The organism is Porphyromonas asaccharolytica DSM 20707, assembly GCF_000212375.1.
GTDB lineage: Bacteria > Bacteroidota > Bacteroidia > Bacteroidales > Porphyromonadaceae > Porphyromonas > Porphyromonas asaccharolytica.
This window is the reverse complement of record NC_015501.1, coordinates 174137-187686: the sequence shown is the minus strand read 5'-3', so window position 1 is coordinate 187686 and position 13550 is coordinate 174137. Positions and strand designations below refer to the sequence as shown.

Below are 13550 nucleotides of genomic sequence, written 5' to 3'. Positions count from 1 at the left end.
TAAGGCGCCTCCGTCAGTACGACTTCGGTCATCTAGACGGGGGCTCTTCTTTTCTAGCCTACCTGAGATCCAGTGTGGCTCCTTGCTCGTATAGGGCATTAGAGGGTGGAATGTACGGCGTAATCTTAATCCCTTGGGGTATGGCACAGCTAATGCGAAAAGAGTATCTTTGCATTAGTAGAGACTATGGTCTCATAGATTTAATCAACATACTACGAAGATGACACAGATAGCAAGATGGTTTACAGCACTCACCCTGACGCTCTTACTAGCCGGGTGTGGCGTCGTGCCTATCACGGGACGACAGCAGCTCAATCTGGTGTCGGACGCTGAAATCTCGGCGGCCAGCGCACAGCAGTATAATCAGTTTATCCGCAGGGCGAACGTGGACAATCGCTCACCTCAAGGACAGCAAACGCTCCGTGTAGCGCAGCGCATAGCACAGGCTACGGATAACTATCTGCGCAACAACGGCTACGATCAGATAGCGCAGGCGACACGCTGGGAGTTTAACTTCGTCCGTGATCGTCAGGTCAACGCTTTCTGTATGCCTGGTGGCAAAATTGTCGTCTATAGTGGTTTGCTCCAGGCAACACGTCCTACTGACGATGAGCTGGCCGCGGTCATAGCACACGAGGTCTCTCACGCTGTAGCTAAGCATGCCAATGAGCGCATCAGTCGTGAGATGCTTACGCAGCTAGGCGGACAGGTCTTGACGGGGATGGTCGGCTCTCAGAGTGCTGCTCTCGGGGGCATCCTGCAGCAGGTTTATCCTATTGGCTCGCAGCTCTTGGTCTCGCTTCCTTATGGTCGCAAGCAGGAGTATGAGGCGGACAAGATTGGCATGGTCTTTATGGCTATGGCGGGCTACGATCCAGCAGCAGCTGTGACGCTCTGGCAGAAGATGGCACAGCAGGGACAGAAGTCTCCTGAGTTCCTCAGTACCCACCCGAGTGATCAGAACCGTATCCGAGCCATTCAGGAGTTCCTCCCTGAGGCGCGACAGTATTATCGTGGTCCTGGTGTTATGTCACAGGGTCCCAAGCTCCAGATCAAGTCGCTTGACAAGAGTATGCGCCAAGATCGTCGCCAAGTTTCTAGTCAATTGAGAGACAATGGAAGCACCTCTTCAGCTAAGAAGCAAGACGGAGGGGGCTTTCACTATGAGCCTGTCAGTCGCTAATGAGTATGTGGGAGCGAGGCTTTGTTCACTACTATTACGGTACGGGCAAAGGGAAGAGCACCGCAGCCATGGGGCTGGCAATACGCACGCTCGGTCATGGTGGACGGATCTATATCGGGCAGTTCATCAAGACGATGCGCTACGGTGATGTACTCTTTCTGGAGCAGCATACGAAGCCTGAGGAGTGTACGATCGAGCTGTATGGCTCGATGTATGGTGGTACGGGCTGCCTGATAGACCATAGTGCGAGTCTTAAAGATGTGCAGGCTGCCGAGCAGGGACTGGCACGAGCTGTCGAGCAGATGTGCTCAGGACTATATGATCTAGTCATTTGGGACGAGGTTTCGATGGCTGTCGGCTTGGGATTGCTCAGAGTAGAAGAACTCATAGATGCCATCAAGCGGCGCCCCGAGGCGTGCGAACTGATCCTCACGGGACGACAATACTGTGAGGAATTGCTCCCACATTGTCAGCTTGTCACTAACTTTGCAGAGGTCAAGCATTATTACCATGACGGAGTCTTATCTCGCACTGGAATCGAGCATTGACCCACTTACCTTTTAACTCTTATGACACGTATCACGCAATATATCTTACCACTACTCTTCGGCCTCTTGCTGCTCTCCTGCAGTAAGGGTAAGCAGAGTCAACAGACGGCTCAGGACGAGCAGCAGACACCCCGTGTAGCTACTCCCTTTGAGGCGGATAGTGCGTACAACTTTGTGGCCAAGCAGGTTGCTTTTGGACCTCGTATCCCAGGCTCCTCGGGACATACCGCTTGTCTCGCTTGGATGAAGGAGCGACTGACGCAGTATGGTGCGACGGTCGTGGAGCAGAGCTTTGAGGCGACAGCGCATGACGGCACGAAGCTTCCGCTGACCAATCTGATCGCTTCGTACAATCCCTCTGCCTCGCAGCGTATCCTCCTCATGGCGCACTGGGACACACGTCCCTGGGCGGACAAAGATCCTAACGCAGCCAACCATACGGAGCCGATCCTCGGAGCCGACGACGGGGGCAGTGGCGTAGGCGTCCTACTTGAGGTGGCTCGTCTACTAGGCAGTGTTGCATCGCCTCAGACGATTGGGGTGGACATCGTGCTTTTCGATGGAGAGGACTACGGCAGTTACTCCAACGAGGAGAGCTGGTGCCTAGGCTCTACCCACTGGAGCAAGAACCCTCACGTGGCTGACTACCAAGCGATGGGCGGTATCCTTCTAGATATGGTGGGCGGACGTGATGCGTCCTTCTACTGGGAGTATTTCTCTAAGAGCTACGCACCGCAGCTACTCACCAAGGTGTGGAGCAAAGCCGTCGACCTCGGCTACGGATCCTACTTTCACCAAGCTGACGGTGGGGGCTTGACCGACGACCATGTCCCCGTGATTCGCAATCTTGGTATCCCCTGCATAGACATTGTCAATTACGATCCACGGAGCGAAGAGGGTTTTGCCCCCTATTGGCACACACTGCAAGATAATATGAGCAACATCTCGGCAGAGACGCTAGGAGCTGTCGGGCATACCGTCGTGGCGGTGCTCAAAGAACTAGATGCTCACTGATTAGCTTGATCAACTTATGACTATAGACGAACGACAAGAGGAACTCATCTCACAGTTTGAACTCGTTGACGACTGGATGGATCGCTACCAAATGATCATCGACCTGGGCGACCAACTGGAGCCTGTCGATGATACGGAGCATACAAGCGAAAATCTCATCGACGGCTGTCAGAGCCGAGTGTGGATCATCATCTCTCCTCAGGACGATGGCACACTACACCTCAAGGCAGACAGCGATGCGCTTATCACCAAGGGCATTGCAGCCATGCTCCTTTACTGCTACAATGACCAGCCTGCACAGGCTATCGTGGAGACACCCCTCTACTTTATTGACCGACTGGGACTCCAGTCACACCTCTCTCCGACACGAAGCAACGGCCTTCAGTCGATGTATGAGACGATCAGACGACGTGTCCAAGAGTTTTTGAGCCACTAAGAGATAGAGATTATGACCCCTTTTCGACAGATTGATGTAGCCGACCGCTCCACAGTCTTTCCTTATATATATTATGCAGCAGAGCCGATCTGCGATATCTCCTTTGCCAATCTTTATGGCTGGGCGGTGCAGTACGAGACCTCGTGGGCTATCGGTGGCACGCAGACACTCGTGATCCGCTTTCGCTCCCCACGGCGAGACCACCCCGTCTACCTCTGTCCTTTCTGTCGTGACGACAACTCGTGGACGATGACCATCAAGGAGCTTATGGAGATCTCCGAGCGGGAAGCTTACCCTCTTGTCTTCATGGGGGTGACACCAGGCTGCAAAGAGCGACTGGAGAAGCTTTTTCCTGATGAATTCGTTCATATTCAGGACGACGACTACATTGACTACGTCTATCTCAGAGACAAGCTCGCACGGCTCAATGGCAAGAAGCTTCAGTCGAAGCGCAATCACATTAACCGCTTCGAAGCGACCTACCCTGACTACCGCTACCTCCCCATCACGACAGACGATCTAGAGCGCGTGGCACACTTTGCCGATGAGTGGCTGGCACATGCCGAGGAGACGGGCGAGCCTGATCCCAGCCTACGTATGGAGCGAAAGGTCATACAGCGCTTCCTCGACAACTACGAGGCACTAGAAATGCGTGGCGGTATGATCGAGATTGGTGGTGAGATCGTTGCTTTTACCCTTGGCTCGCCTATCACGGAGGATACCTTCGACGTACATATCGAGAAGGCACGCACCGACATCGACGGAGCCTATACGATCATCAATCGTGAGTTCGCCCGCAGCATTCCTGAGCAGTACACCTATGTCAATAGAGAGGAAGATCTCGGTCTGCCTGGCTTACGCCGTGCGAAAGAGTCTTACCATCCTGAGGTACGCCTCGTGAAGCACACTTGTGTATGGCGTCGCCCAGAGTGGGCTGGCGAGCTCGAGTCCTAAGCATGAGACTAAAGTCTGAGCAGCAACGACTCTACGAAGAGATCTGGAGCACCACCTTTGGGGATAGCGAAGACTTCATCGCGCTCTACAGTCGTACCACCTTTGACCCACATCGCACCCATCTACTGACCGCTCTAGACCAGAGCCGTGCGCTCAGTCATGTGCAGTACCTCCCTTATCTGATGCGTTACCGCGACCAGTGGTGGCGCGCTGGCTACATATCGGGAGCAGCTACCGAGAGCGACCAGCGAGGCAAAGGATTCGTACAGTACCTTATGCGAGCGAGCCACCAGCAGATGTGGCGGGAGGGTTGTCTTTGCGCCTTCCTCATACCAGCCGAGGAGTGGCTCTACCAGTTCTATCGCAAGATGGGCTATGCCACGCTCTATGGCAAGCGCCATACCCCTACATTGCAAGAAAAGCTCACCGACCTTCCATCTAGTGAGGCTTGGCAGCGCTACCGTCATTGGCAGGCTACACTCGCCGAGCAGTATCCTACGGTCGCACATAGCTACCATCAGTGGCGCACGCTCCGAGAGAGCTTAGCACTCGAGGGCGGTGGCATCGGCACGATCGGAGAAAGAACCTACTACTATTATAGAGATGCCGAGGGAAAGACGCAAAGTGTCCTCGCTATACCCTCTGCGGAGGAGCCAGCTGACGGCACCTTTGACTTATCCGCTCCCTTTGGCATGCTGCGTCCACTGCGTATCGCTGAGCTACTGATGTGGGCTGTCGAGCTAGGCTTGCTAGAAGAGGATCAGCTCCACCCCGCTGCGCTCTATCACGATGAGCAGCGCATCGTCTTTGACTTACTCGATGAGCAGATCTCAACGAATAGCGGACGTTATTGCGTCTTGCGCCAGCGTCGCCAGCTACTCTTCGCACCACGTCCTATCGACCGGCTCATCAAGCCTCTCACGCCCGATCAGCTCCTCGTAACATTGTCCCCCCTCCAGCATACGCTGGTCTACGCTATGATGGAGTGATCCCCTCATTTCCTAGGTAAAAACCTTTAGCGAGAGACCTTCTGAGAGCGATTTTGTAGCTGTCCAGCAGATTGTCGAGTCGTCGATGGATTGGTCTGGGTTGGATTGGTGCGGAGGGGCGAGCCACTCCCTGTGCCGAGCGGTTGCGTCTGGGGCTTACTCTGCTTGTTGTCTTGACCCTTCTCTTGCTCCTTGGGAGGAGCCCCGATTTCCATCTCTTCGCCACGCTCTCGCGCCAGTCGCTCCTCCTCACGAGAGGGGAGTCCCATGATTTTACGCTCGCGATCTGTCGGGTTCCAACGCTTGCCGTACCGCTCCCGCATACGCTGAGCGTACTCGACGTTGAGATCTCGCTTTTGTGTCTCCGGCTTAGCGCGATTACCATCTTCCTCCGCTTGCTTATCGCCTTCCAATTCTTTCGGGCGTTGCTCAGCTAGGGGCGTACCATCGTATGCCCACGTCTGCTCTGTGGCAAAGCGCGCTTGTACATTTACCGTCTGAGGTAGATAGCGCACAGGCTCAGGAGGAGTCGCTGGGTAGACGCCCCCATCCCACGTACCATTGCTATTAAGGTCCACATAAAGCTTGAGGAAGTATGCTCCAGGAGCCAGCTCCGTAAAGGTCACTAAGCCTGCACTGTCGGGCTGAGCAGTCGCCAGTATCTCCTCCTTACTACTGAGTAGGTAGACGTAGAGCGGACTATCCGTAGGGTGTCCCGTGAGCGTGACAGAGAGAGAGCCTAGCTCGGTCTCGGAGGCGATCTTGAGATCTTTCTGTGCTGGTGCACTGACACCGCCATAGAGTCCCGTTATGGCAGCGGTATCTACCATGAGTCGATAAGTAGTACCAGGCTCTTTGGCAAAGTCTACCAACCATCGGCAGCGTCGTATACTATCCGGTCGTAACTGGCAGGAGATCGGCTGTGGCACCGAATCGACCAACTTAGCAAGCTGTACCAGCGTCGTGTCAATGCCCAAGATAGGCATGTCATAGCTAATCCAAAGGGAGTCGCGGGTCGTCTCTTTATTGATATTATCGAGTGAAAGGATCGTGATAGCTTTTAGATCATTCTTCGGGTCTGCTAGAGCCGTGGAGTCACTCGTCAGAGTAAGGCTGTCGGTAGCCGTCTGAGGAGCTGCGATCTTCGGTCGCTTCTTTGGACTAGCTTTAGCCTTGGCTGCATGCACTCTAGGCGCTTGTAGCGTCATCGTGTCAAGCTTATTGATCGGACTACCGATCGAGTCGGTCGTAGGATAGGCAAAAGCCACCACGACAGAGTCTCTCGCTAGTGAGTCGTGAGGCGAGAGCCAGTAGACGAGACTCTTACGATCTGTCGAGAGATCAGGGTAGTAGCTCGTTGTACTCGTAAGGTAGCTTGGTGAGAGGATTGTAAGCTGGGGCAACGTATCAAGAGGCTCTGTAAAAGTCGCCATGAGCGACATCGAGTCCCGTCTCGTAAGTCTCTCGAGGCGGATAATATTCGTCTTCGGGCGTGTCAAGAGGAGCACCAGATCGTTGGGCAGATAAACGTAAGGCGAGACGCTGTCTGCTGACGTCGCAGTACTGTCTGTCGCTGTCGTAGGAGCTGCCTCCTTGGTGAGCAAACTATCTGCAGACGCTCCAAGCGAGTCGACTGCACTTTGCAGTGAGTCGGGAGCATTCCTAAGTGAGTCCACCTTTGTTTCCTTGGCGGGGATGAAAGCCGAACCGTGTACCACCTCAGTACGGAAGCTGTCGGTCGTGATCGCAAAGCTCTCGTTCGGAGCGTTGTAGCTATAGCTACGGTCCATATCAACGAGCGCGATAGCGTAGTAAGCACCATCTCGTACATTTTGTAGGGTAAAGTGCCCCTGGTCGTCCGTATAGGTCATGCGGGTCATTGGCCGGTCTAGCGTGTCCGCCGGAAGCGGCGTAGCGTAGATACCCGCCAGGATACGAGGCACCGGCTGTAGTGTGTAAGCATCAAGTACCAGCCCCGCTACTTGCATCGTGTCTAGGTAGTCGCCCGTACTAAAGGCATAGACATACTGCTCGATGTAGTTACCCTCGTTGTAGTCCTTGATCGCACGATTGAAGTTGATCGTGTAGGTCGTATTGGCGATGAGGCTATCTTGGTAAGTGATGACCAGCTGCTTCTGATTGACCAAAGCCTTCGGTGGAATGCGCTGTGGTGGCGAATAGATTATCTTATCCTCGCCTCGCTCCAGCTGTATGTACTCATCGAAGGTGATGCGCACACGATGTGATGTAACATTCGTACTACCCATCTCAGGCGTGCAACGCACTACCCGAGGCGGGGTCATATCGTAAGGACCACCCTCTGGCGAAGATTGCTTGGCACACCCCACAGCACCTAGGATTAGGAGCAGGAAGGCGACTAAGAGTGTAGGAAGCTGCTGGTGCGAATGAAACATATATGGTATTGCCTATAGAGCTTTAGATAGTACCCTCACGGAGCAGTTGTGGCGTCTCACCCGTGCAGTCGATGATCGCACCATGACCGCCAGGAGCCACGCCCCCATCGATGATCAGATCTACCTGATGTCCATAGTACTCCTCGATGAGCTCAGGATCAGTCAGGTAGTTCATGTCGTATCCCTCTGGCAAGTCTGGCAGAGAGCCCGTCAGGAGCGGAGCCTCCAGCTCCTCCAATATGATACGCGTCACGGGATGCTTGCATAGCTGCACCCCCACCTCCTTGCGTTGGCGAAAAGGTGTCGGCAGCGTCGTCGTCGGAGGCAATATATAGGTAGCTGGCTCGTACTTACCCGACTTCATCAGGGCAAAAGTCTCATTTCCCAGCTTAGCATACTGGGCCACCTCGCCAAGGTCTTGACACATGATCGCCAGTGTGTGACGCTTGCTGTCTACCCCTTTGATCTGGCAAACCTGCTCCACGGCACGCTTCTTCAGTGCCGAGCAACCAAGCGCATAGCCTACACCTGTAGGATAAATAATGACTCCGCCACTCTCCAGACATTGAACCACCTCACGCACCACTGCGTAGTCGGGGGTGTCTGCGTAGATCTTCGTTAGCATAGTATATTAGAGTGCATAGAGGTAAGCGATCTCCTCCGCCCAGAGCTCAGGCACAGGCGTCTCTAGGACGATCGGGATGTTGTCTAGATGTGGGTCGTCCATCAGCATTTTGAAAAGGTCCGTACCCATAAAGCCTTTACCAATAGACTCGTGTCGATCCACACGGGTCCCCAAGTCCTTCTTACTATCATTCAGATGGATAGCGCAGAGCTTGTCGTAACCGATGATGTCATCGAAGGCTTGCCACATAGCCGTATAGCCATCGGCCGTGCGTATCTCATATCCTGCCGCCAGCGTGTGTGCCGTATCAATGCAGACGCCCACACGGCTATCATCGTCAATGAGCGAAATGATGTAGGCGAGCTGCTCGAAAGTGTAGCCCACGTTCGTCCCTTGACCCGCCACATTCTCTAGGACCAGCTTGACCCCCTCCGACTCAGCCAGCACGGCATTCATCTCAGCAGCTATGTACTCCATACACTGCTCCTCAGAGATCTCCTTGAGGTGGCTCCCTGGGTGGAAGTTGAGCAGGCTCAGTCCCAGCTGCTCGCAGCGGTGCATCTCATCGATCATCGCACGGCGACTGCGCTGACGCTTGGTAGCATCCGCATTCCCTATATTATATAGGTAGCTTGCATGGGGGAGGATATGCTCTCGCTTGATGCCCACCTGGTCACAGTTGGCGACGAACGCATCAATTTGCTCCTCCGTGTATGGCTTAGCCTGCCACTGACGCTGATTTTTGAGGAAGAAAGCGAAAGCACGTGCGCCCAGTTCGCCAGCACGCAGCGGAGCCTCCTCCACGCCACCAGCAGCACTCACATGCGCTCCGATATATTTATTAGGATGTTTGGTATAGCTCATGGTGAAAACGGTTAGTTGTACAAGCCTAACTCTCGCAAAGATACAGAAAAAGCAGCGAGCTATCCTCCTCTCCCGATGGGGCAGCCTAGACTTCGTAAATCCCCAAAAGAAAAATAGCTCCCTGCATACTGCAAGAAGCTATTCAAAGTGATCTGTCACTTGTGACCTCGGAGGGGCTCGAACCCTCGACCCACTGATTAAGAGTCAGTTGCTCTACCAACTGAGCTACGAAGTCAATCCTCATTCAGGTGAGTCATCAGCGACTTCTCTCCTGAACTGCGATGCAAAGGTACAACTTTTTCTGAACAATGCAAGCGTTTGCGCCACTTTTTTTCGCCTCAATCTGAAATTTCTTCCGAGTCTTCTGCTCTCACACTTGAATCTGAAGCTTTATCTTACACAGAGATAGATCGTTAAGACAATCCGGGCCGTTTCGAGAATATTCTATCCAGTTTCACCGCAAAATGCATTTTAGTGTATGCAGCGCCCGTCTGTAGCTGGCAAACATCCCAACAATCCACAAAGAATAGCGTCACAGCGAGCCCTACGACCCCTCCCAGCAACTATGACAGGAGCCCTCCCATGAAGCTTGAGCTAGGACGCTAGTGCGACTAGAGCCACTAGAAACACTAGAGCCACTAGAAACTAGCCTCTAATCTCTAATCTCTAATCTCTAACTTCTACCCTCTACCCCCTAACCTCTGAAAGGATCTTTCGGTAGAATTGCAGTACCGAAGGGGCGGTGCGTAGGTTGTATGGCTTAAGTGGCTGTGTGAGCGTCAGACCCTCGAGCGTGCGACAGCGACTGAGTGCCACGTACCCTTGTCCTGGGGCGAAGAAGCGACTCGGGTCGACCACGATCTGGTCGCACGTTTGCCCCTGCGCTTTGTGTACCGTGATGGAGTAAGCGACGATGAGCGGTAGCTGCGTGTAGGAGCCGGTCTGTCGCTCGACGATCTCTCCCTTCTCCTCGTCGTAGTCGTAGTCCACCTGCGACCAGGTGTGTGGCGTGACAATGATAGTCTCGCCATCGGGCGTTTTCACCTTGGCATAAGGCTCCGTGATGTCACCGATAGTTCCGCCGACGAGCTTCGTGATGACGCCCGTCGTGCCATTGACCCACGCCCCGTCGGGGTGGTTGCTCACGAGCATCACCTGAGTCCCCACCTTGAGCGAAAACTCTTCGGGAACGGGCAGAGCAGAGGCGGGGATCTTGCCCTTGAGCTTGCCGCGGAAGGTTACTTCTTTGGCATCAAGCTGGGCGCAGCGAGACTGGTTGTACGCCTCCACATTGGCTCTGTGAGAGAAGAGTAGCACCGCATGCTGATCGCTCTGGAGCAGTTCCTTCTGCCACTGTGGGGAGACGCGGCTGTTGAGCAGGGCGACCGTATCATCGCTGACACGTCCTAGACGGATCTCCTCAAGTGCGGAGACAAAGTGCTGATCGCTCTGGCGATACATGCGACGTAGGACTATGGAGATGGGTGCCAGTGCAGCGTAGGCGTGCGCCTCAAAGAAGTAAAAGCCGTCACTCTCAGGGTAAGCGCGCTGCATCTCCTCCTGGTCGGAGGCTGTCGTGACTGGCGGTAGCTGAAAAGGGTCGCCCACCATGAGGAGTTGCACACCCCCAAAGGGCACCCGGCTGTGCCTCACACTGCGCAGGATACGATCCATCGCATCGAGCAGGTCACACCGCACCATCGATATCTCGTCGATGATGATCAGATCGAGCTGACGAATGAGCTCCCGCTTGTCCTTGCGGTAGCGGCGTGTGATGGCGGAGGTATGGTTGGGATCTGTCAGCGGTGCTAGTGGTAGCCGGAAGAAGCTGTGGATCGTCTGCCCATGGATGTTGAGCGCAGCTAGCCCCGTCGGAGCAAGCTTGACAAACTTCTTGTGAGTCACCTCGCAGTAGTGCTGCAGGAAGTAGGACTTGCCGGTTCCCGCACTACCCGTCAGGAAGAGACTCATAGAGGTCTGCTCGAGGCATTGCAGGGCAGACATCTGCTCCGCATTGTTCTGATCGAAAGCTTCTGGGATAACCAGCATACCGCCACTTACTCCTCGTAAAGCGTCGGATCCTCCAGTCCGTTTGCCACAAAAGCGTCGTGACGCTCCCGACAGGTGCCGCAGCGTCCGCAGTGCCGCTCGCCCCCTTGATAGCAACTGTACGTTTTGCCGTAGGGTACCCCAAGACGAGTGCCCCGAGCTACGATCTCAGCTTTCGTGAGGGCCGTGTAGGGTGCCACCAGCTTGACCCCATTGCTGGTGCCAGCCGTGATCGCCTCGCCCATAGGCTTGACAAAACTCTCACGACAGTCTGGGTAGATGGCGTGGTCGCCAAAGTGGTTGGCTATGAGTACCTGCTGCAAGTCTCGGCTCTCGGCCAACCCTGCGAGGACGCTCAGCATGATGCCATTGCGAAAGGGTACCACCGTCGAGCGCATATTCTCCTCCGAATAGTCCCCCAGCTGCATCTCGCCACCCGAGAGGAGGAGGTCACTGCGAAAGTACTCCTCGATGAAGGCGAGCGGGATGATCAGGTAGGGTATATCTAGCTCACGACAGATAGCCTTGGCAGCGGCCAGCTCACGAGCATTGTGCTTGGAGCCGTAGTCAAAGCCCACGGCACAAGCCACCTCCTCACGATACTCGTAGAGGAGCGTCGTGCTATCCACGCCGCCTGAGTGTGCGATCAGTGAATTGCGCATTACCATTGTCTTATGTCTTAGTAAGAGCGAGCGATGATGACCCTGCACTTAGAGGGGCGACCAGTCACCATACAGCGACCAGGCTCCGAGGGGATGTCACGAGGTATGCAGCGGATCGTTGCCTTGGTCTCCTCCTTGATACGTGCCTCCGTCTCGGCTGTGCCGTCCCAGTGGCAGAGGAAGAAGCCGCCGCCCTCGATGCGCTCCTTGAACTCATCGTAGCTGTCGCAGATGTAAGTGCGCTCCTTGAGCGACTGGAGTGAGCGGTTGTAGAGATTGCTCTGAATATCCTCGAGTAGCTGCTCAATATGTGCGGAGATGCCCTCTAGCGGCATGGTCTCCTTGGTGAGCGTGTCACGACGAGCCACCTCGACGGTGCCATGCTCCAGGTCGCGCATACCGAGAGCGAGCCGTACGGGGACACCCTTCATCTCATACTCAGCAAACTTCCACCCGGGCTTCTTATTGTCGTTGTCATCGATCTGAACCGATACGCCATGCTGGCGTAGCTCGCTGACGATCTTGTCGGCTGTCTCGTGGATACGCTGCAGCTCCTCCTCGCTCTTGTAGATCGGCACGATGACCACCTGGATAGGCGCAATGCGTGGCGGCAGAACCAGCCCGTTGTCATCGCTGTGCGCCATGATGAGCGCACCGACGAGACGTGTGGATACGCCCCATGAGGTAGCCCAGACGTAGTCACGATTGCCTTCCTTATCGAGAAAGGTAACGTCAAACGCCTTAGCGAAGTTTTGTCCTAGGAAGTGCGAAGTGCCAGACTGCAAAGCTTTGCCGTCCTGCATCATCGCCTCGATGGTGTAGGTGTCGATAGCGCCAGCGAAGCGCTCGGTCTCACTCTTGACTCCAACGATAACCGGCAGTGCCAGCATCTCACGGGCGAAGTCCTCATAGACACCGATCATCTTACGTGCCTCAGCGATTGCCTCCTCTTGGGTAGCATGTGCCGTGTGACCCTCTTGCCAGAGGAACTCAGCCGTGCGAAGGAAGAGACGCGTACGCATCTCCCAGCGCACTACGTTGGCCCACTGATTACAGAGTAGAGGCAGGTCACGGTAGCTCTGGATCCAGTTCTTGTAGGTACTCCAGATGATCGTCTCACTCGTCGGACGGACGATCAGCTCTTCCTCGAGCTTAGCGTTGGGGTCCACCTCTACGCCATCGCCCGCCTCGTTGGTACGCAGTCTGTAGTGCGTCACGACGGCACACTCCTTGGCAAAGCCCTCGACATGCTCGGCCTCGCGGCTGAGGTAGCTCTTCGGGATAAAAAGTGGGAAGTAAGCGTTGCTGTGTCCTGTCTCCTTAAATCGACGATCGAGGTCTTGCTGCATCTTCTCCCAGATGCCGTAGCCGTAGGGCTTGATGACCATACAGCCGCGCACGGAGGAGTTCTCTGCCAGCCCGGCCTTTACGACAATATCTTGATACCACTGTGAGTAGTTTTCGTCACGTGGTGTGAGTTCTTTGATCTCTTTCTTAGCCATGATGCTAGTCTGTCTAAATTATTTGCTAGCAAAGGTACCGCTTTTCGCTAGAATTCACAATCTGAGACGGTTGACTAGATGCCACAACTCTCACGAGTAACCCCGTGTAAGGATGCACGGAAGTATTTAGTGGGAGGGCGTCCGTTGTCGTACAGCTCTACGTGTAGCGACTTGCTTTCTAAGTTCATATGCAAGTAAAATGCGAAGTTTTTTCTCGTTTCGCGAGCTCGGTCGACTGCTCGGCGGGGAACCGCTCGGCGGGGTGGGGGCTCCCACCCCTTGCCGCGGAGGCGCTCCCCGAGCGAAGAGT

Annotated in this window: 12 protein-coding genes and 1 tRNA gene; 6 read left to right on the top strand and 7 right to left on the bottom strand. The window is 54.8% G+C overall.

What is annotated here, in order from left to right; translation table 11 throughout:
• The first annotated feature begins 220 nt into the window (after positions 1 to 220).
• Genes PORAS_RS00780 through PORAS_RS00755 form a run of 6 tightly spaced genes read left to right on the top strand, consistent with a single transcriptional unit; the run spans position 221 to position 5124 of the window.
• Positions 221 to 1183, top strand: a complete 963-nt coding sequence (locus PORAS_RS00780) for a M48 family metallopeptidase (RefSeq protein ID WP_013759809.1) — start codon at positions 221 to 223, stop codon at positions 1181 to 1183.
• On the top strand, positions 1183 to 1731 hold the full coding sequence (locus tag PORAS_RS00775) for a cob(I)yrinic acid a,c-diamide adenosyltransferase (RefSeq protein ID WP_013759808.1): 549 nt from the start codon (positions 1183 to 1185) through the stop codon (positions 1729 to 1731). Before PORAS_RS00780 ends, PORAS_RS00775 begins: the two co-directional genes overlap by 1 nt.
• A 21-nt stretch (positions 1732 to 1752) precedes the next feature.
• Positions 1753 to 2745, top strand: coding sequence for a M28 family peptidase (locus tag PORAS_RS00770; RefSeq protein WP_013759807.1), 993 nt, complete (start codon positions 1753 to 1755; stop codon positions 2743 to 2745).
• A gap of 16 nt (positions 2746 to 2761) precedes the next feature.
• The gene (locus PORAS_RS00765) at positions 2762 to 3181 is read left to right on the top strand and encodes a SufE family protein (protein ID WP_013759806.1); all 420 of its coding nucleotides are present in this window, start codon (positions 2762 to 2764) and stop codon (positions 3179 to 3181) included.
• A 12-nt stretch (positions 3182 to 3193) separates the two neighbouring features.
• Positions 3194 to 4135, top strand: coding sequence for a DUF2156 domain-containing protein (locus PORAS_RS00760; RefSeq protein ID WP_013759805.1), 942 nt, complete (start codon positions 3194 to 3196; stop codon positions 4133 to 4135).
• 2 nt (positions 4136 to 4137) lie between these two features.
• Positions 4138 to 5124: a GNAT family N-acetyltransferase gene (locus PORAS_RS00755; RefSeq protein ID WP_044211124.1), complete on the top strand. Its 987-nt coding sequence runs from the start codon at positions 4138 to 4140 to the stop codon at positions 5122 to 5124.
• Between the two features lie 26 nt (positions 5125 to 5150).
• Here the strand turns inward: PORAS_RS00755 and PORAS_RS00750 are convergent, their stop codons facing one another.
• The 7 genes from PORAS_RS00750 to proS all read right to left on the bottom strand — a co-directional run bounded on the left by PORAS_RS00750 (position 5151) and on the right by proS (position 13240).
• Entirely contained in the window at positions 5151 to 7538 is a 2388-nt protein-coding gene (locus PORAS_RS00750; protein WP_013759803.1) for an Ig-like domain-containing domain, read from the bottom strand.
• A gap of 22 nt (positions 7539 to 7560) precedes the next feature.
• Positions 7561 to 8163, bottom strand: coding sequence for an L-threonylcarbamoyladenylate synthase (locus PORAS_RS00745; protein ID WP_004330483.1), 603 nt, complete (start codon positions 8161 to 8163; stop codon positions 7561 to 7563).
• A gap of 6 nt (positions 8164 to 8169) precedes the next feature.
• The gene (gene nfo, locus PORAS_RS00740; RefSeq protein ID WP_013759802.1) at positions 8170 to 9027 is read right to left on the bottom strand and encodes a deoxyribonuclease IV; all 858 of its coding nucleotides are present in this window, start codon (positions 9025 to 9027) and stop codon (positions 8170 to 8172) included.
• Positions 9028 to 9189: 162 nt separating this feature from the next.
• Positions 9190 to 9262 (bottom strand) — tRNA-Lys (locus PORAS_RS00735).
• Between the two features lie 452 nt (positions 9263 to 9714).
• The gene (locus tag PORAS_RS00730; protein ID WP_004330433.1) at positions 9715 to 11076 is read right to left on the bottom strand and encodes an ATP-dependent DNA helicase; all 1362 of its coding nucleotides are present in this window, start codon (positions 11074 to 11076) and stop codon (positions 9715 to 9717) included.
• Between the two features lie 8 nt (positions 11077 to 11084).
• On the bottom strand, positions 11085 to 11738 hold the full coding sequence (gene queC / locus PORAS_RS00725) for a 7-cyano-7-deazaguanine synthase QueC (protein ID WP_013759801.1): 654 nt from the start codon (positions 11736 to 11738) through the stop codon (positions 11085 to 11087).
• A 17-nt stretch (positions 11739 to 11755) separates the two neighbouring features.
• Positions 11756 to 13240, bottom strand: coding sequence for a proline--tRNA ligase (gene proS, locus PORAS_RS00720; RefSeq protein WP_013759800.1), 1485 nt, complete (start codon positions 13238 to 13240; stop codon positions 11756 to 11758).
• Between the last annotated feature and the right edge of the window lie 310 nt (positions 13241 to 13550).